Annotated in this window: 16 protein-coding genes; 9 read left to right on the top strand and 7 right to left on the bottom strand. The window is 60.9% G+C overall.

Going from position 1 to position 19144, the window contains the following annotated elements:
- Positions 1-36: 36 nt before the first annotated feature.
- Complete coding sequence (locus tag ACE3PR_RS01705; RefSeq protein ID WP_374367474.1) at positions 37-2232, bottom strand: hypothetical protein; 2196 nt, start codon at positions 2230-2232, stop codon at positions 37-39.
- Positions 2233-2354: 122 nt separating this feature from the next.
- Between ACE3PR_RS01705 and ACE3PR_RS01700 the strand changes: the two genes are divergently transcribed.
- From ACE3PR_RS01700 to msrA, 4 genes are all read left to right on the top strand, one after another.
- Entirely contained in the window at positions 2355-3200 is an 846-nt protein-coding gene (locus ACE3PR_RS01700) for an ImuA family protein (protein ID WP_374367472.1), read from the top strand.
- Complete coding sequence (locus tag ACE3PR_RS01695; RefSeq protein ID WP_374367470.1) at positions 3094-4647, top strand: DNA polymerase Y family protein; 1554 nt, start codon at positions 3094-3096, stop codon at positions 4645-4647. Before ACE3PR_RS01700 ends, ACE3PR_RS01695 begins: the two co-directional genes overlap by 107 nt.
- 65 nt (positions 4648-4712) lie before the next feature.
- A complete protein-coding gene (locus tag ACE3PR_RS01690) occupies positions 4713-7979 on the top strand; it encodes an error-prone DNA polymerase (protein WP_374368069.1) in 3267 nt (1088 codons plus the stop codon).
- A gap of 97 nt (positions 7980-8076) precedes the next feature.
- Complete coding sequence (gene msrA / locus ACE3PR_RS01685; RefSeq protein WP_374367468.1) at positions 8077-8736, top strand: peptide-methionine (S)-S-oxide reductase MsrA; 660 nt, start codon at positions 8077-8079, stop codon at positions 8734-8736.
- On the opposite strand, the gene ACE3PR_RS01680 is transcribed toward msrA, so the two are convergent.
- Genes ACE3PR_RS01680 through otsB form a run of 3 tightly spaced genes read right to left on the bottom strand, consistent with a single transcriptional unit; the run spans position 8737 to position 12684 of the window.
- Entirely contained in the window at positions 8737-10101 is a 1365-nt protein-coding gene (locus ACE3PR_RS01680) for a trehalose-6-phosphate synthase (RefSeq protein WP_374367466.1), read from the bottom strand.
- Entirely contained in the window at positions 10086-11879 is a 1794-nt protein-coding gene (locus ACE3PR_RS01675; RefSeq protein ID WP_374367463.1) for a glycoside hydrolase family 15 protein, read from the bottom strand. The genes ACE3PR_RS01680 and ACE3PR_RS01675 overlap by 16 nt, the downstream gene beginning before the upstream one ends.
- 4 nt (positions 11880-11883) lie before the next feature.
- Positions 11884-12684, bottom strand: coding sequence for a trehalose-phosphatase (gene otsB, locus ACE3PR_RS01670; protein WP_374367461.1), 801 nt, complete (start codon positions 12682-12684; stop codon positions 11884-11886).
- A gap of 130 nt (positions 12685-12814) precedes the next feature.
- Here otsB and ACE3PR_RS01665 point away from each other — a divergent pair, with 130 nt between their 5' ends.
- A complete protein-coding gene (locus ACE3PR_RS01665; protein ID WP_374367458.1) occupies positions 12815-13318 on the top strand; it encodes a PAS domain-containing protein in 504 nt (167 codons plus the stop codon).
- Between the two features lie 7 nt (positions 13319-13325).
- Here ACE3PR_RS01665 and gloB read toward each other — a convergent pair whose 3' ends face one another.
- Entirely contained in the window at positions 13326-14114 is a 789-nt protein-coding gene (gene gloB, locus ACE3PR_RS01660) for a hydroxyacylglutathione hydrolase (RefSeq protein WP_374367456.1), read from the bottom strand.
- 91 nt (positions 14115-14205) lie between these two features.
- Between gloB and ACE3PR_RS01655 the strand changes: the two genes are divergently transcribed.
- Entirely contained in the window at positions 14206-14961 is a 756-nt protein-coding gene (locus tag ACE3PR_RS01655; RefSeq protein ID WP_374367453.1) for a class I SAM-dependent methyltransferase, read from the top strand.
- Between the two features lie 129 nt (positions 14962-15090).
- Complete coding sequence (locus tag ACE3PR_RS01650) at positions 15091-16263, top strand: LL-diaminopimelate aminotransferase (protein ID WP_374367451.1); 1173 nt, start codon at positions 15091-15093, stop codon at positions 16261-16263.
- Here the strand turns inward: ACE3PR_RS01650 and gcvA are convergent.
- Positions 16260-17159: a transcriptional regulator GcvA gene (gene gcvA / locus ACE3PR_RS01645; RefSeq protein WP_374367449.1), complete on the bottom strand. Its 900-nt coding sequence runs from the start codon at positions 17157-17159 to the stop codon at positions 16260-16262. The two genes, ACE3PR_RS01650 and gcvA, sit on opposite strands and share 4 nt — an antisense overlap.
- A 123-nt stretch (positions 17160-17282) precedes the next feature.
- On the opposite strand from gcvA, the gene ACE3PR_RS01640 reads away from it, so the two are divergent.
- Complete coding sequence (locus tag ACE3PR_RS01640) at positions 17283-17489, top strand: hypothetical protein (protein ID WP_374367446.1); 207 nt, start codon at positions 17283-17285, stop codon at positions 17487-17489.
- Here the strand turns inward: ACE3PR_RS01640 and ACE3PR_RS01635 are convergent.
- Positions 17486-18352: a LysR substrate-binding domain-containing protein gene (locus ACE3PR_RS01635; RefSeq protein ID WP_374367443.1), complete on the bottom strand. Its 867-nt coding sequence runs from the start codon at positions 18350-18352 to the stop codon at positions 17486-17488. The two genes, ACE3PR_RS01640 and ACE3PR_RS01635, sit on opposite strands and share 4 nt — an antisense overlap.
- A 105-nt stretch (positions 18353-18457) precedes the next feature.
- On the opposite strand from ACE3PR_RS01635, the gene ACE3PR_RS01630 reads away from it, so the two are divergent.
- The gene (locus ACE3PR_RS01630) at positions 18458-19138 is read left to right on the top strand and encodes an ureidoglycolate lyase (RefSeq protein ID WP_374367440.1); all 681 of its coding nucleotides are present in this window, start codon (positions 18458-18460) and stop codon (positions 19136-19138) included.
- Positions 19139-19144 lie beyond the last annotated feature (6 nt).

Genomic DNA, 19144 nt, shown 5'->3' with positions numbered 1-19144 from the left:
GATCCACAAAAAAATTGTCGACGCCAAAAACAGCGGTCATTTTAGCGTCTTCATTGGTTGGGTTCGCCAGCATTCTCGTACAATTCGAGAGCAGCTAAAAACGTTCTTCATGAAATCAGCGATGATTTCATTAATTTCTGCATCGCTTTCCGCCGTCGATTTTTTGATCCAATCATAAGCATAACCGGCCTCGATTAGCGTTTTGGCGTGAGCAAAGTTCTTGTTGATGCTGCCGGCTAGTTTATGGATTTTCTCGATATTCTCTTGCATTCGCTTGAGGGCCCCGCTTTCACGAGAATTAGGCAAACCCTTCGCATTTGGATCGACCGTATTAAGGTGATACATGCACTTGAAATCTCCGTGATCGAAGATAAAAGACGTATCAAGACTCACGCTGTTCTTGTTTCCCTTTTCTTCAATGTCCTTAATTCGAAATTGTTTCTCGTTAGGTCTGCCACCTGCTTGCTGAACATTGCTAATTCCCCGACATTGATCCAATGCCGTAGCAACAGCTTCAGCAGCTCTTTTGTCCAATTCCCTTGTAAGTGGACCTCCAAGCATTCCACCTGGATTTGGCGCCGTTAATAGTTTGCCATCGAGCCATATCTCCGGCAACTGCCCTTGCAGAATGGCGTGTGCGAAGTCTTCCTGGAAATCGCGCATATCCTGGGAATTGGGATTGAACTTCTCGGATGGTGCAAAACCCGTCTGGCTTGCCCATTGTTGATCATCCATCGCCGACAGGCCAGCCGCTACCGTTGCGGCCGTAGTCACTGTCAAATTCGGCCCATGTGATGGATCATTGTCGTTCGCTGGATCGGGTTGATTGTCGTTGGCCGAATTCCGAGGATTCACGTCAGCTTCTTCTTCCCCGTCCTGATCAGGATCCGAGAATTCGGGCCGGCTGGCAATCTCTTGCGCGATGTTGAGCGCCTCCCATGTAGTTTCGTTTGGCGAGCTAACCGGCTTCGTCAGAGCGACAAGGATGCCGGCCACGGCAACAGGCAATGTGATGGCACTTACGGCCGCTCCCTTTACAGCTTCTGTAGCAAGTGCTGCGAGCGTTCTTATCGGCATCATGGAGCCACCACCCAACTGCGCAGTCGCAATGCTGCCCATTGCAGCAGCCTGTGTTGCCGCATTCGCGGCAAGATCCTTCTCCGTGGTCGATAACAGCTCTTCTTGCTTGTCAGCTGAAGATGACTGAAGGTTCATGATCCTTCGCAATCTTTCCGTATTCACGGTTTCGAGATCAACCTCGATATTCAGGGAACCGAAGGACTGTTCAACGATATCAAGAAGCTTCGCCTGTCGCGGCGTGAGAGATGCCTCTTTCTGGTGCAACTCGATTGCCTGAATCAGCTCCTCAAGGCGCCCTCTGGTTTCGGCCGCGGCCTGGTTAGATTTTTCGATCGATTTCGATCGACTCTCACTGACGCTGTTGCCAACGACTTTCTCTTGTGGCGCCTCCAGCTCCCGCAGATAGAACCGTGCGACCGCTTCATCGATCTCCGGATCATTGTCGTTAGCAGTGATGGGATCGGCACTATTGATACGTTCGGTTTTCTCAAGGGCAAGGCGTCGGCGCAGGTCTTTGACCGCATCGCGTTCTTCTGTGCCGGAATGGGCAAGATAGAACATGCCATCATCGGGGTTGCGATAAACGCCGGGGATGCCGAGCGGGATTTCGCTGCCATCAGCTGCCGTCACGGCACGCTTCAGTCCATCCTGAAGGTGATGCGGGATGGCATCGCCTTCATGGGCCTGGTCGGGATTCACGCCGAGATTGGCATAACGACGATACCGCTCAAGGGCTGCGTCCCCTGCCGGCAGGTTGTCCGGCTTGTTGCCGAGCGGGTGGCGCAAATGCACTTTCTCGACCGGGACAAGATCGGTGATGGGTTTAGGCGTTTCGCCGAGAAACGCGTTGAGAGAAGCCGCCCCTTGCGTCCGGCTGGCGGCGATGGCCGGGGATTTCCGGTAGAGGCGGCCTTGAGCGAGGAACATGTCTTCCGGCGCCTCGCCGGTTTCACGAAAGCGCTTCTGCACTGTCCATGGCGCCGGCTCGGCCTCCTGCCATAGCTCAGGATTGACACCCTGATCGTGCAATGAGGCTGCCAGTTTTAGCTTTTCTTCATAATCACCGTCTCTCTTACGGTTTGTTTTGGGTTCCTCAGGTTGGGTATTTTTTCCAATATTTCCCTTAGATACGCTCGGTATAGGGCGAAGCATGCGAGGACCCTCCATTGGTTGATTTACGTAATATACCACACGCTTTATACATATGTCCACCAGAATGTTCGTTATACGTTCTCATCTCTTGACTCCCCCATCAATGAGAACAAAAAGAGAATATGAAAAATGAAGCCGCCCCCCATCCATCGCCCGATGCCCGACCGGGCCTCAGCGCCCTCAAGCGCCGGATCGCGCTGCTGGAGCGTGCGGCTTCCCCTCAGGCCGAGGAAGCAACCGCGCCTACCCTCGCGTGGGGCATCGAGAGCATCGACCGGCATCTGCCGGGTGGCGGCCTCGGTCTGGGGGCCCTCCATGAAATCGCCGGCGCAGGCGCCGATCTGGAAGAAGCGAGTCTTGCTGCCGTAGTGACAGCGCGCCTGCTCGGCCGTGCGCAACGAGGCCGATCCGGCCATGCCCTCTGGATTGCACGGCAGCGCGATCTCTACGCCCGTGCGCTCCCGGCCAGTTCCTGCGATCCCGCACGCTTCCTCCATTTGCACACACGGCGCAACGAGGACACGCTCTGGGCGATCGAGGAAGCCTTGCGCTGCCGCGGCCTGGTGGCCGTCATCGGCGAAGTGGGAATGCTCGACCTCACCCAGAGCCGGCGCCTGCAACTGGCCGCGGAGAAAAGCGGCGTGCCGGCCTTCATCATCCGCCGCGGCCGGAATGCGGTCCAGGCGCGGAGTTGGGCGGTTCAACCGATCGCCGCCCACACGCGATGGCGGATTCATCCCGCCCCCTCGATCGGCATCGCGACACATCAGCAACCCTTACCCGGCACCGCACGGTGGCAGATCGAGTTGTGGCGCTGCCGCGGCGGCCGCCCGGGATCCTGGCTTGTGGAGGAAACGGAACATGGATGGCGAGAAGCGACGCTACCTCTCCCTGTGGCTGCCGCATTGGCCGAGCGACCGCTGGTGGCGGCGTCGGATACGCGAGAACCCAAACTTAAAGCTGGCTGAAGCAAAGCCGCTTCTGCTGGTGAGAAGTGCCGGCAATCTGCGCCTGGTTCACGCCGCCGATGACCGCGCTTTGGCGCGCGGCCTTATTCCCGGTCAGCGCCTGGCCGATGCGCTTGCCTGCGTGCCGGAAGCTCAGGTCGAGGAAGCCGATCCCACCGGGGACCTCGCGGCCCTTCATCAACTGGCACATTGGGCGACACGCTTCTCGCCCCATGCCGCGCCCGACGCGCCGGATGGATTGCTGATCGACATCACCGGTTGCGCGCATCTATGGAACGGGGAAGAAGCCTTGCTGCGAGATGCGCTCACGCGCCTGACCCGCCAGGGGATCAGCGCCCGGGGTGCCATCGCCGGCACGATCGGGGCTGCCTGGGCGAGTGCGCGGTTTGGCGGCGGGCGATCGACCCTCCCTGCCGGCAGCATCGCCGCGGCGCTCGAGGCCCTGCCCGTGCGCGGATTGCGGCTCGACGATGCCACAGCAGCGGCGCTCGATCGGTTGGGCTTGCGCCGCATCGGCGCGCTCTACCCCCTGCCCCGTGCCGACATCACCAAGCGTTTCGGTCCGCTGCTGTTACAGCGTCTCGACCAGGCTTTGGGCTATCAGGGGGAAAGCCTGTCACCCCTGACGCCCTTACCCGATCACCGCGTCAGCCTGATCTTCGCCGAGCCGATCTCGACACCGGAACAGATCGCCCATGCCAGTGAAAATCTGCTCGCCCGCCTCTTGCCCGAACTTGCCGAGAAGAATTTGGGTGTGCGGCGCCTGGGCCTCGTCCTGCATCGCCTCGACGATGCGGCTCCCGGATGCATCATCGGCACCGCGCAACCCAGTCAGGACGCCAAACATCTTCTCAAACTGCTTCTGGAAAAGAGCGAAACGCTCGATCCCGGTCCCGGCATCGAGCGTATGAGCCTCACCGCGCTTCTCGTCGAACGCATGTCGCTCGCACAGGGTAATTTCATCCGGCGTGACGAGGCGGATGCCGTCGCCGACCTGGCCCCGCTGATCGATCGCCTCGGCAACCGGCTGGGAGCGGGGTCGATCACCCGGCCCCAGGCCATTGCCAGTCATATCCCCGAACGGGCGGTCGCCTTCGTGCCACCGCTGCAAAAGAAAGCAGCAATGGAGAATTGGCAGGAAGACCTGCCGCCACGCCCCATCCGCCTCCTGTCACCGCCGGAGCCGATCGATGCCATGGCGCCGGTGCCGGACGATCCACCGCTTTCCTTCCGCTGGCGTCATGTGCTGCACCGTGTGGCAAAAGCGGAAGGACCGGAGCGCCTGCGGCCCGAATGGTGGCTGGCGGCGGATGATTACAGCCAGACGCGCGATTATTACCGCGTCGAGATCGAGGATGGCCGCCGCTTCTGGCTGTTCCGCAGCGGCCTCTATCAACGCGACATGCCCCAGCCGCCACGCTGGTTCCTCCACGGCATTTTCGCCTGAGGTCAAGACGGATGGCCAACGACCAGATCATCGCCTTTCGACCGGCTATTGAGCCGCGCCTGCCGATGGCATCAGTGGCGGATAGCGGTTATATCGAACTCTCCGCCATGACCAATTACAGCTTCCTCGAAGCCGCTTCCCATGCCGAGGAATTGGCCCTTACCGCTGCCGCCCTCGGTATGAACGCGCTGGGTATCGCCGACCGCAATTCGCTGTCCGGCATCGTGCGGGCCCTGGTCGGCTGCGACAAGGCCGGCATCCGCCTGATCGTCGGCTGCCGGCTCGGTTTCCGCGATGCGCCCGACATCCTCGCTTATCCCACCGACCGCGCGGCCTATGGCCGCCTTTGTGAACTCCTCACGCTGGGCCGACGGCGTGCGCCCAAGGGCCAATGCCATCTCGATTACGCCGATTTTGTCGCTGCCAAAGACGGGTTCCTGGCACTTGTCGTACCGCCGGCCTCTCCCGCTTTCCTGCAACGGTTCCATAACGATTTTCCCGACACCGGCTATCTTGCACTCGCACATCTCTATCGCGGCGATGATGTGCGGCGGCTGTGCAGCCTGCAGAATCTGGCGGATCAGATCGGCCTGCCGACCGTCGCCATCAACGAGGTGCGCTATCACGCCCCGGCCCGCAAGGCATTGCATGACGTGATGACCTGCGTGCGTCATGGCTGCACCATCGAGACTGCCGGTTACCGCCTGGAGAAAAATGCCGAGCGGCATCTGAAACCCTCGGAGGAGATGCGCCGTCTGTTCCGCGGGCATGAAGCCGCTGTGGCGCGGTCAAGCGAAATTGCTTCGCGATGTACCTTCTCCCTGCGGGAACTCAAATACGAATATCCCGAAGAAGTGGTGAGGCCGAACGAGACACCCCTGCAGAGCCTCAAGAAGTTCACTTGGGCGGGGGCACGCTGGCGCTATGGCCGCCATGTCCCGCCGGAGATCCGGCATCAGATCGAACATGAATTCCAACTGATCGACGAGTTGGATTACGCGCGCTATTTCCTCACCGTGCGTGACATCGTCCGCCAGGCGCGCAAACTGAAAATACTGCATCAAGGGCGCGGGTCGGCCGCCAATTCGGTCATTTGCTATTGCCTCGGCATCACCTCGATCGACCCCATCAAGAGCAACCTTCTGTTCGAGCGCTTCATCAGCTCGGCCCGCAACGAGCCGCCGGATATCGATGTCGATTTCGAACATGAGCGCCGCGAAGAGATCATCCAGTACATCTATGAGAAATATGGCCGGCATCGTGCCGGGCTTGCCGCCACCATCATCTGCTATCGTTCCCGGGCGGCCTTGCGCGATGTCGGCCGGGTCATGGGGCTGTCTGAGGATGTGATCAACCGGCTTTCCAAGACCATCTGGGGTTGGTCGAGTGAAGCCGTCACCAACGATCAGATCAAAGGCATCGGCCTGGATCCCGCGGATCGTCGCTTGCGGATCAGCCTGGCACTCGCCCATGAACTGACCGGCATGCCACGCCATCTGTCGCAGCATGTCGGTGGTTTCGTCATCTCCAAGGGACCGCTTTCCAGCATCGTGCCGATCGAGAACGCGGCCATGGAGAACCGAACCGTCATTCAATGGGACAAGGACGATCTGGAAGCCTTGGGCTTGATGAAAGTCGATATCCTGGCGCTTGGCATGCTGAGCTGCATCCGCCGCGCCTTTGACCTGATCGCGGAACAGACCGGCCAACGCTTCACGCTCGCCACGATCCCGCAAGATGATCCGGAAACCTACGACATGCTGTGTGCGGCGGATTCGATCGGCGTATTCCAAGTCGAGAGCCGCGCTCAGATGTCGATGTTGCCGCGCCTCAAGCCCCGCAAATTCTACGATCTGGTGATCGAAGTAGCGATCGTGCGGCCGGGACCGATCCAGGGCGACATGGTTCATCCCTATTTGCGCCGGCGCGAGGGCAAGGAGCCTAGCGATTCTCCCAAGGGCCTGGAACATATCCTGCAGAAGACTCATGGTGTTCCGCTATTCCAGGAACAGGTGATGAAAATCGCCATCGACGGCGCCGGATTCTCAGCGAATGAAGCCGATGAATTGCGCCGTGCCATGGCGACCTTCAAGAAAACCGGCACCATCAACACGTTCCGCGACAAGTTCATCGGTGGCATGCTGGCACATGGCTATGAGGGCGATTTTGCCGAGCGCTGTTTTCGCCAGATCGAAGGCTTCGCCAATTACGGCTTCCCGGAAAGCCATGCTGCCAGCTTCGCCCTCCTCGTCTATGTCTCGGCCTGGCTCAAATGCCGCTATCCATCGGTTTTCCCGGCGGCACTCCTCAACAGCCAGCCGATGGGTTTCTATGCTCCCGCCCAGATCATTCATGACGCGGATGAACATGGCGTCGTCATCCTGCCGGCGGATGTGAATGCCAGCGATTGGGATAATGGCCTGGAAAGGCTCGAAGCCGGGCGAAACCCTCCGCCCTTGCGCGACAGGGGGGACCGGCGCACCAAGGCTCAACTCATTCGGCAAGACCAGTTTCTCGCTCTACGGCTCGGCTTCCGGCAGGTGGATGGCATCAAGCAGGCCGACATGCAGCGCCTCGTTGCCGCCCGCGGCAAAGGCTATCGCAGCATCGAGGATCTTTGGCGCCGGGCGAATCTTGCGCCGGCAACGCTCATGCGCCTTGCTGAGGCTGATTGCTTCCGCTCTCTCGGTCTCGACCGACGTCAGGCTTTATGGGCAGTCAAGGCATTGAACGAGGCACCCTTGCCGCTTCTCAGCACGCTCGAAACGATAGCGGACGTCCCCGTTCCCTTGCCCGAGATGCCGCTCTCGCAGCATGTCCTTGAAGATTACCGCAGCCTGCGCTTCTCTTTGAAGAAACATCCCCTGGCCTTCCTGCGCACGACATTGCAGCGGCGCGGTGTCATTCCCTGCCATCAATTGGGCGGCCTCAAGAATGGCCAACGGGTCTTTGTCGCCGGTCTGGTCCTGGTGCGGCAGCGGCCCGGCACGGCAAGCGGCGTCATTTTCATGACATTGGAGGATGAAAATGGCATCGCCAATCTTGTCGTCTGGCCACGTCTCTTTCAGCAAACGCGTGCCATCGTCATGGGGGCTGGTCTGGTTGGTTGTGTCGGCCGGGTCCAGATCGAAGGGAAAGCCCCGCAACAAGTGGTCCATGTGGTGGCCGAGAGGCTGCTCGACATGACCGAATTGCTGGAAACCTTGCGTGAAGGGGATGGCCCAAAACTCGCCGTCCCAACAGCCCGTGCCGATGAGGTGACACGCCCCAATAGCCGTGATCCGCGCATGGGAAAACCAGCACTGACCACGCGGAGCCGCGATTTCCACTGACCGCGTCGGTCCTGTAACGTAAGGACAGCAAAACCGTAGAGTATTGGCAAAGGCGCTTAGTCGCCCCATATCATCCCGGCCAGAACGGAGGCCCATCATGTTCAGTTTCGCCCGCAAGAAAATCGAGATGCCGAGTGTCGAGACAGCGCTGCCCGGTCGCCCCGAGGCGATGCAACTGCCAAGCCCCCATATCGTGAATGGTCATAAGCTGACTCCGCCCTATCCGGCCGGGTTGGAAGTGGCCGATTTCGGCCTTGGCTGCTTCTGGGGTGCCGAGCGCAAATTCTGGCAGGCGCCGGGCGTTTACGTGACCGCCGTCGGCTATCAGGGCGGCATCACGCCCAATCCCACATATGAGGAGGCCTGCTCAGGCCTGACCGGCCATACCGAGGCGGTGCGCGTGGTCTACGATCCCACTGCGACCAGCTACGATGCCCTGCTGAAACTGTTCTGGGAAAGCCACGATCCGACCCAGGGCATGGCCCAGGGCAATGACGTCGGCACGCAATATCGCAGCGCCATCTATACCCATTCCGACGCACAGATGGCCGCAGCTCTGGCCAGCCGCGATGTCTATCAGTCGGCGTTACAGAAGGCCGGCCATCCCGAGCGCATCACCACCGAAATCGCGCCGGCACCGCCTTTCTATTTTGCCGAGGATTATCACCAGCAATATCTGGCGCGGAATCCGGCTGGCTATTGCGGCCTGGGCGGCACCGGCGTTTCGTGCCCCATCGGCCTCACGGCAACCGCCTGATTAGGCGGCAAGCGCCTTCAGGAATTCACGGCAATAGGCTTCCGCCGTCACTGTGAACACCCGACCGCGCAGCCGCGCCATGCGGTCCTTGCGCTCATCCAGCGGCATGATCAGAGCCTGATGCATCGCCTCGGCGATTTCGTCAGGATCAAACGGGTTGACGATGAGAGCTTCGCTCAAATCCTCGGCGGCGCCGGCAAAGCGCGAGAGCACCAGCACACCCGGATCGTTATCATCCTGTGCGGCAATGAATTCCTTCGCCACCAGATTCATCCCGTCACGCAAAGGGGTCACCAGGCCGATCCGGGCCGCCCGGTAGAAGCCGGCCAGCGTGTTGCGACCAACTGCCCGCGTCATATAGCGCAGGGGTACCCAATCGAATTCGGCAAAGCGGCCGTTGATATTGCCGGCCTTGCGGTCCAACTCGCGGCGGATGGCCTGGTATTCCGAGACGTCCTCGCGGCTTCGTGCCGCGATCTGCAGATAGCTCACCTTCTGCCGGTGCTCCGGGAAGGAATTGAGCAATCGGCCGAAAGCATCGAAGCGGTTGGGCAATCCCTTCGAATAATCCAGCCGGTCGACGCCGATCACCAGGGCGCGGCCGACCAGGCTTGCCTTCAAGCGTTGCGTCTCGGGCGAGCGTTCGGCCTTGGTCGCCAAGGCCGCGAAGCCGCGCGCATCGATACCGATCGGATTGGCAATCGCCTGCATGCGGCCCGTCGAGGTCTCGACCTGACCGTCGCTTTCAGCTTTCAATCCCAGAATCTGCTCGATGCAATCCAGGAAATCGCGACGATGCTCGTCGGTCTGGAAACCCACCACGTCATAGGCGCAGAAGGCGCGCAATAGCTGGTTTCCTTGCGGCAAGGCGGTGAACAGACTGGCCGGCACGAAGGGAATGTGCAGAAAAAAGCCGAGCCGGTTCTTGACGCCGAGCTTGCGCAATTCCTGGCCCAGCGGGATGAGATGATAATCGTGAATCCAGACGAGATCGTCGGGCCTGAGTTCCAGTGCCAAGGCGGCGGCATAGGTGCGGTTGACCTCGATATAGCCTTCCAGATCTTCGCGCTTGAAATCGATCAGGCCGAGGCGGAAGTGCAGCAAAGGCCACAAGGTCGAATTGGCAAAGCCAACATAGAAGCGGTCGTAATCTTCCTGGCAAAGGTCGATCGTGGCATAGGTGATGCCATCCGCCTCAACCCGCTTCACCTCGCTACGCGAAGTCTTCGCGATCTCGCCGCTCCACCCGAACCACAGCCCGCCATCCTTGAGCGCATCGGCCAGGCCCACAGCCAGGCCGCCGGCTCGTGGTCCCCGCTCATTGGGGCTGGGGACGCGATTGGAAACGATTACGATGCGCGCCATAGCCCCTCCTCCCAGGTCCTGCTGAGGCGCATGGCGGAGAGCACCATACCGACCATCGAGAAAGTCTGCGGGAAATTGCCCCACAGCACGCCCTCGTTGGCTTCAACGTCTTCCGACAGCAAGCCGAGATGATTCCGGCGGGCGAGGATGCGACGAAACATGTCTTCCGCTTCGCTCCGGCGGCCCACGGCCACCAATGCATCGATGTACCAAAGGCTGCACACCAAAAAGGCTGTCTCCGGGCGGCCGAAATCGTCAGGCTCGTCATAGCGCAGAATAAAGCCGTTATGCATCAAGCGCTCTTCAACAACACCCAATGTGCGCAAAAAGCGGGGATCGTCATAGCGCAGAAGTCCAAGTTCGGGCAGCAGCAGGACTGCGGCGTCGGCGATCTCAGTCTCGAAAGCGCCGGCGATCCAACCGTCGGTCGCCGCTGTCGCGCGCGACAGGATCGTTACGCGGAGTTCCTCGGCAAGGCCCAACCAATGCTCCCGGTCCGCCATCTCGCCCACCCGCTCGGCAATCAGCCCCAGCCGGTGGAGAGCCGCCCAGCACATGGCAGCCGAATGGGTATGAACTGCGGTGCGCTCGCGATACTCCCAAAGGCCCGCATCCGGTTGCAGCGCCGCCTTTGCCGCCATTTCGCCGATCGGACGCAATTGCCGATAGAGATCGATGTCGCCGGGATTGGGCAGGCGCGCGTCATAAAACATTTGTGCTGCGGTCAGGATCACCGAGCCGAAGCCGTCATGCTGTCGCTGAATCGCCGCGGCATTCCCGATCCGGACCGGTCCCATGCCGCGAAAACCTTGCAAAGCGGGGGCGACGCGTTCCGTGAGATTGCCGCCTGGTCCGATTGGATAAAGCGGCATGTCGGGCGTCAGGCCCAGGGCCAGCACGGCATTGAGGATGAAACGGACATAATTCTCCATCGTGCGCGGCGCACCCAACCGGTTGAGCGCTGTCACGGTGAAATAGGAATCGCGCAGCCAGCAGAAGCGATAATCCCAATTACGCCCGGAATTCGGCGCTTCGGGAATTGACGTCGTGAGAGCGGCCACAATGGCACCGGTATCCTCATGGGTGCAGAGTTTCAGTGTAATGGCGGCACGGATTGCAACATCCTGCCAATCGAACGGCACGGCTAGACCGCGCACCCAATCGCGCCAATAGGTTTCGGTCTCGGTCAGGAATTCGCTGACTAAAGCATTGGGCGCTTCCGGTATGGGCTCGTCCGCGCCAAGAATGAGATTGATGGGCTGGTCGAGCAGAAACTCGCCTTCGTCCTTCAGATAGCTGACCGGCATGTCCGTAGTCACGCGAATGGTGACATCGCCCGCGGTGTAACGCAGATGATGGCTGCCGCTCGCCTGTTGCGGGATGCTGGCACCATAATCGAATGTGGGCCGCAGGCGCACTCTGATGCGGCAGCGTCCGGCCACGGGTTCTATGCGCCGGATGATCATCGGCGGACAGAAGACGCGGCCAAACCGGGTAAAGCGGGGTGCAAAATCAATCACGCGGCACCGCGCACCGTTCTTATCGGCGAATTCCGTCTCCAGGATCGCCGTGTTTCGACGATAGGCCTGTGCCACCATCGCGCCGTCGCGGACGAGGATATCCTGGAATCCGGCTTCCGGTGCCTCGCCATTGACCAATGCATTGAACAGCGGATCGCCATCGAAACGCGGATAGCAGAACCATTGGTGGCGCCCATCGCGGTCAATCAGGCTGGCGATCGTGCCATTGCCGATGACTCCGAGATCCAGTTGCGCCATGCCGCTATTCCTTCCCCGACAAATGCCGCAACCAGGCGCGCACGAGCGTCGGTTGTCCCGCAAAGTGTTCCGGTACGCGCAGGCCGATACCATTGAGTGCCTGCGCGGCCGTGATCGCATCCTCATCCGTCACGTCATCGCCAATGAACAACGGACGACGGCCAGCAAAGGGAGATGTTTGCATCAGATGCCGTAACGCGGCACCCTTGTGCGCGCCGCGATGGCGAAGCTCGCGCGCCATCGCAGCCGGCAACACTTCAAAGGCGGGATCCGCCGCCGTCAAATCCGCAAGTGCCGTTGTGATCTCGGTCTCCAGTTTCGGGTTGGCCCGGAAATGAACGGCGATGCCATGCGGCTTTTCCTCGACTAAGGCGCCAGGCCAGTTCCGCGCCGCGTCACGAATTTTCGCACGCCACAGGACGGGCACGGCGGCGGACGCGCCGGCTCCGCCGAACGATCCATCGGCATACCGCAGAACGGCACCGTGTTCACCTGCGGCAGCCAGGCGCAAAGGCTGCAGAAACGCATCGATGGTCGACAGGGATCGCCCCGAGACAATGGCCAATGCGCCATCAAGGCGAGTATGGAGCGCCGCCAAAGTCTCGATCAGATCCTTTGGAACGATAACCGAATCCGGCGTCGGCGCCAGATCTAGCAAGGTTCCGTCAAGATCCAGAAAGAGCGCCCAATCGCCAGTGGCGACATTATCGGGCAGCGGCGGGTCAGATATGTCCCGCTCAATGATCATGTCTGGATTATTCATGGCAAAGACGTGAGGGTCAACCAGTGATGTCGGCGCCGACATGGCGCGAGCGCAGCTTTCGACCTAACAGATTGTGACGAAAAGAGTTCCGCAGGGGACTTGGCCCTTGGTTCCCGCCTCATCCTCGGATACCCTCGACACGGATGGGAAGACAGCAGCAATCGGCCAACCAATGACAGCGTCAGTCATTTCGGATCATGGACGAATCACCCTCATCAGCGATGCGGATGGAACGTCCTTAGCCGGCTTGTTCTGCGACGATATTCTCGCCTTCTACGCGCTCTGGTGTGCAAAGAAAGGCAGGCGCGCATTACCATGCCGCGCCGATTTTGATCCAGCCGAAATGACATCCCATCTTGCCGGAATTACCTTGATTGACGTCGTGGTCGATCCGCGCCGCTTCGTCTATCGCCTGGTTGGCACACGCGAGGTAGCGATGCGCGACAATGATCCTACCGGCAAGGGCGTCGCCGAAGGTTTCTTCGCGATCTCGCCCGATGTCGCCCTGGCCGCCTATCAGGATGTGGTCGATCGCCGGGCACCGCGCTTTGAACGCCGGCGTTTCGTGACACCGGACGATCGCATCGGCAATGAGGAATCGGTGCTACTGCCGCTGTCGGACGATGGCCTGTACATCAACAAAATCATCGCCTACACCCATCACTTCCTGGTGTGAATGCTATCTAGAAGCGATCCTTCGCGGCACGGATCGCACCCAGCACATCTGCATCAGAAGCATCGACCGAACCGAAGCGTCGTCGCAAATCTGATTGATCGGCTCGCAGAAACGGATTGCATGCCTTCTCGGTGCCGATATCGGAGGGAATCGTGAAGGCGCCAGCCGATCGCGCTTTGGCTACCTTCTCCGCCTGACTGCGCAAGGCAGCATTCTCCGGCTCCGCGGCAAGGGCGAAGCGCGCGTTGGATTGCGTGTATTCGTGAGCGCAATAGACCCTGGTATCGTCCGGCAGCGCGCGCAATTTCAGGAGCGACGACCACATCTGTTGCGGCGTGCCTTCGAACAATCGGCCACATCCCAGGGAAAACAGCGTGTCGCCGCAAAAGAGCGCCTTGTCCGCCGCGAACCAATAGGCGATGTGGCCGCGCGTATGGCCGGGGACAAAGAAGACCTGCGCATGGCGGCCGCCGAAATCGGCACCGCTTGCCTCGTCCACCGCCACGTCGATACCCGGTATACGGTCGCGGTCATAAGCTGGCCCGATTATGGTACAATTGGTTTTGGCTTTGAGGGCCAGATTGCCGCCGACATGGTCGCCGTGATGATGGGTGTTGAGAATATGCGTGAGACGCCAGCCATGCACGGAACAGGCTGCCAGGGTCACCTCCGCCTCGGCGGGATCGACCACCGCGGTATCGCCGCTGGCGGGATCGTGCAGGAGGAAGCCGTAATTGTCCGAGAGCATCGGAAAAACCACGATTTCCAGAGGTGGCTGGGAGCGATCATTCAGCATTCTGTCGCATTCCTGGCAATTGACCTGCTGACGATAGCAGCGGATATGCCATAATCAAACCGCTAGTAGCCTTTCGGGAGAAGCTGCCCAGGTGTTTCAGGACGTCGTCGATCTGCGGGATTTCTACCAGACGCCGCTGGGGGGCGTAACGCGCCAGCTGTTGCGCCAGCGCATCCGGGAAATGTGGCCCGACGTCACCGGCCAATCGGTGCTCGGCCTCGGTTTCGCAACGCCCTATCTGCGCCAGTTCAAGAACGAGGCCGAACGCGTCTTCGCCATCATGCCGGCGGGCCAGGGTGTCGTGCATTGGCCCCATGGCGAGCCCAATCTCACCGCACTCGCGGATGAAACCGAATTGCCACTGCAGGATTTCGCGGTTGATCGCATCCTGATGGTGCACGCGCTCGAGGGATCAGACCATCCCGGCGACATGCTGCGCGAGGCCTGGCGCGTGCTCTCAGGTGGCGGCCGACTGTTGCTGGTCGTTCCCAATCGGCGCAGCCTCTGGGCTCAGGTGGAGCGGACTCCCTTCGGCTTCGGCCAGCCCTATTCCGCCGGCCAGGTCTCGCGCCTCTTGCGCAGCCATTCCTTCACCCCGCTCAGGACCATGAGCGGCCTCTATTTCCTGCCCTATCGCAACCGGTCCTGGCTGAAGGCGGCCCCCGGCTGGGAGCGCCTTGCGCGCACCTGGCTGCCGGGCTTTGCCGGTGCCATCCTGATCGAAGCCACCAAGCAGGTTTATGGCGCCAAGCCGGTGAAGTCGCGTCGTCGGCAGCGGACACCCAACATGGTGACGGTGCCGCAAGCGGCGACCCGCGGTCTCATGCGGGATCAGGCCCCGGAATAGCGGCCGCAGCGCGCCTCAATCCTGAACAATTGAACAGTAATGGCGATCCGAAAGGCGTGATTGACAGGCGGCACAATCGGCGCGAGCTTGCGCATCCGATTTCTTCGCCGCAGAAAGACCCGTTCGACGATGGATGCCGATTTCCACCGCACCAAGCGCCTGCCGCCCTATGTCTTCGCCGTCGTCAACAAGCTAAAAGCCGAGGCCCGCGCCGCCGGTCGCGACATCATCGATTTCGGCATGGGTAACCCGGACCAGCCGCCGCCCAAACATGTCAGCGACAAGCTGGTCGAGACGCTCAACGATCCGCGCGCGCATCGCTATTCGAACTCGCGCGGTATTCCGGGTTTGCGCAAGGCGCTGGCCGCCTATTATGCGCGTCGCTTCGGCGTCGAGATCGATCCGGAACGCGAGGCGATCGTGACTTTGGGCTCGAAGGAAGGGCTTGCCAATCTCGCCCAGGCGATCACCAGTCCCGGCGACGTGATCCTGGCCCCTAACCCCTCCTATCCCATCCACGCTTTCGGCTTCATCATCGCCGGCGCTTCGATCCGCTCGATCCCCTTCCAGCCAGGCCCTGATTTCATGGTGGCGATGGATCGCGCCGTGCGGCATTCCGTGCCGAAGCCTTTGGCCGTCATTGTCAACTATCCCAGCAACCCGACGGCGGAGGTGGCCGATCTCGACTTCTACCGCGAGGTGGTGGATTTCTGCCGCCGGCACGAGATCTTCATCATCTCCGACATCGCCTATGCCGAGGTCTATTTCGATGGGCTGCCGCCGCCTTCCATTCTGCAAGTGCCCGGGGCAAAAGAGATCGCGGTCGAATTCAGTTCCCTCAGCAAGACCTATTCCATGCCAGGCTGGCGCATCGGGTTCTGCGTCGGCAACCAGCGCCTGATCACAGCCCTCACCCGCGTCAAATCCTATCTCGATTACGGCGCCTTCACGCCGATCCAGGTGGCGGCCACGGCAGCGCTCAACGGCCCGCAGGATTGCGTGGCCGAGATGCGCGCGCGTTACAAGGCTCGCCGCGACGTGCTGATCGAGGGATTGAACGCCGCCGGCTGGCCGGTGAAGGCGCCTTCTGCGTCGATGTTTGCCTGGGCGCCGATTCCGGAACGCTTCCGCGATATGGGCTCGCTGGAATTCTCCAAGCTCCTCATCGAGAAAGCGGGCGTCGCGGTGGCACCCGGCATCGGCTTCGGCGAATATGGCGACGACCATGTCCGCTTTGCGCTGGTCGAAAACGAACAGCGCATCCGCCAGGCCACCCGGGCGATCAAGGCCGCCTTGCGCTAGACGGAAACGCCACAGACTTTCTCTACCTCCGCCAGCAGCCAGTCGCGGAAGGCGCGGATCTTCCTCGTGTTCTGACGTTCTTGCGGATACACCAGCCAATAGTCGATCTCATGGCGCGCCACGTGTGGATGCACCTGGATGAGGCGACCGCTCGCGATTTCACTGCGGAAAAAGGCTGGCGTCAGCAGGGCGACCCCTTGCCCGGCCAGAGCGGCGCTGCCCAGCAATTGCTGCGTCTGAACCTGAATGTTGCGGATCGGGATATGTTGCGGATCCTGGATGCCGACGCTGGTAAACCAGTGACGCCACGCATCGTCGGTCCAATCGAGCAGCGGCCAGCTCAGGAGATCGGCAGCGTCAATAACCGAGCTTCGCCCCGCCATCAGATCAGGACTGGCAAACACGGCGAACTCGACCGGCATCAACCAATGCATCTTGAGGCCTGGCCAGGGCCCCTTGCCGGCGCGGATGCCGACATCCACATCCTCATGCGCAAAATCGACGATGCGCGCCGAGGTATCGAGCCTCACGGCGATGTCGGGATGCGCCATCTGAAAAGTGCCAAGACGCGGCACCAGCCAATTGGTGCCAAAAGTATTGACGACAGTGACCGACAGAACGCCGTCCTGGCTTTCCCTGAGCGCACCAAAAGCCAGGCTCAGACGTTGAAAGGCTTCGCTGACCGCCGGCGCCAAGCGCTGGCCCGCTTCCGATAACGTCACCTTGCGCTTCCCGCGCAGGAACAGCGGCTGACCGACCCGGTCCTCCAATTGCTTGATCTGGTAGCTCACCGCGGCCTGGGTCATGCCGAGTTCGGCAGCGGCGGCGGTGAAGCTGCCATGGCGGGCGGCCGCCTCAAAAGCGCGGATCGCAGCGAGTGGAGGTAGTTTCAGCACAATCTATCCATAAGTCCAGTTAATGGATTACCCCTGAGGATCGATTTGAATTTAGGCTTTGTCCAGCGCATTTTTGGGTCATCGCATAAGGCCAGCTAGGCCTTGAGCTACCTGGAGATTGCCATGAACAAGGCCATGGATTGCCCCCATCCCGCGCCCGGCTTGCCGCTTTCGCTCTGGCGTCTTCTCGGCCGCGCCTGGCGCCGCCTCACCTACAGCGATCGGCTGGACGCGAATGCCCTTTCGAGCCACATGCTGCGCGACCTCGGCCTACCCGGCCATGCGGGCGAAGACCCCTTGGCCAGGGACAGGCTACGGAGCTTCTTTTAGCGCCGCATCTTGCCGGCGATCTCCAGCAGGGCCGCCACCGTGCGGCGGCGGCGGCGCGGCTTCAGATAGACCAGCATGTTCTTGCTGGAGGATTTGAGGTCGCGGATCGGAATGGCGATGCTGCGCGGATCCTCATTCTTCTCGCGCGAGAAGATGAAACCGAGGCCGATCTGCCGCGAGACCGCCTCCACCATCGCCTCGCGGCTGCCGACGATCAGGACCGGGCGCAAGGTGAGCTCCAGTTTGCGCAATTTGGCTTCCAGGGTGCGCTGAGTGTTGGAATCGTGTTCGCGGAAAATCACGGGCGCATTGCCGATTTCTGCGAGACCGATCTCCTTGCGGCGTGCGAAAGCATGTTCACGCGGGACCAGCAGCATCATGTTCTGGGCGGCGAGCGGCAGATAGCCGAGGCGCGGATCCTCGGGCGGATTGGCAAGGACCGCAATATCGACGACCGATTGCAGCACGGCGTTCCAGGTCTGGGTGGCATTGCCCAATACCAATTCCAGCGTGATTGCCGGATATTTGGCGCGGTAGGCCGCCACCAGATCGAGTGCAATATGTGGCCCGTCGGCACCGAAACGCAGATGGCCGCGCTGCAATTTCTCCGACGAGGTCAGAAAATCCTCGATTTCGGCTTCCGCGCTGAACATCTGGCGCGTCAGCACGAACAGCGCCTCGCCATCGCCGGTCAGGCTGATGCGGGCGCCATGACGGGCCAGGAGATCGGTGCGATAGCTGCGCTCAAGTGCCGCCACCTGCAGCGAGACGGCGGGCTGGGTGACGCCCAGAACCTCCGCCGCTCGTGAAAAACTGAGGCAGCGGGCTACCGCATCGAAGGCTCGCAACTGGCTGTAGCGCATGATGTCAGTATAAGTTTTTTAGTATGAATCTGATACTGGAATAAATTGGATTTATAGCTTGGGTCGACGGCAAGCTGGGCCAACAACCAGTACGCAGGTGCCGCCATGAACATACAAGCCCCCACCCCGAATTTGCGCCCCGAAGCGCGTGTCATGCCGGATCTCCCGGTTCATCGCGTGCCGTTGCTCCGCGCCACGCCGGAGAACCTCAAGGGCTTCGGAATCATCCTCGACCATCCCGATGCCCATAAGGTCGAGATCGTGCGCTGGCCGTCCCTGGGCTGGCGCCAGGTCGAGCCCGGCACCGGCGATCAGGGTGGCACTACCGAAGGCCCCTTCACTTTCCGCTGGCGCGGCAGCGTGTTGCGCGCCCGCAACGATGCGGTCGACGATCACTATGTCCTGGGCTGGTCGACGCAGCCCTCGCTGGCGCGCGAAGACGATACCAACGCGCCGCGCGAGGAATGGCTGATGTGGCGAGCGAATTATCATCCCGATGGCGGCCAGCTTTTCTTTCCGCTGCAGCCCGGCCCTTTCGTCACGACCCTGGCGCTACCCGGCGACGACATCACGCCGGAAAGCTTCGTCGGTTTCTGGTTCGATGGCGGCCAGGGCCTCTACATCCATCCGGGTGTTTGGCACGAAGCCCTCTGCCCGGTGGTCGACAGTCTTGATTGCTTCGGCCGCCAGGGAAAGGTGCATGCCAGGGTCGGCGCCGACTTCCCCAGGGAATTCGGCTGCTATCTTTCGACGCCGCTCAGCGCCGAGAAGATCAGCAAAACCTGATCACAT

The organism is Dongia sp., from assembly GCF_041909655.1.
Taxonomy (GTDB): domain Bacteria; phylum Pseudomonadota; class Alphaproteobacteria; order Dongiales; family Dongiaceae; genus Dongia.
This window is presented reverse-complemented; position numbering and strand designations above follow the sequence as displayed.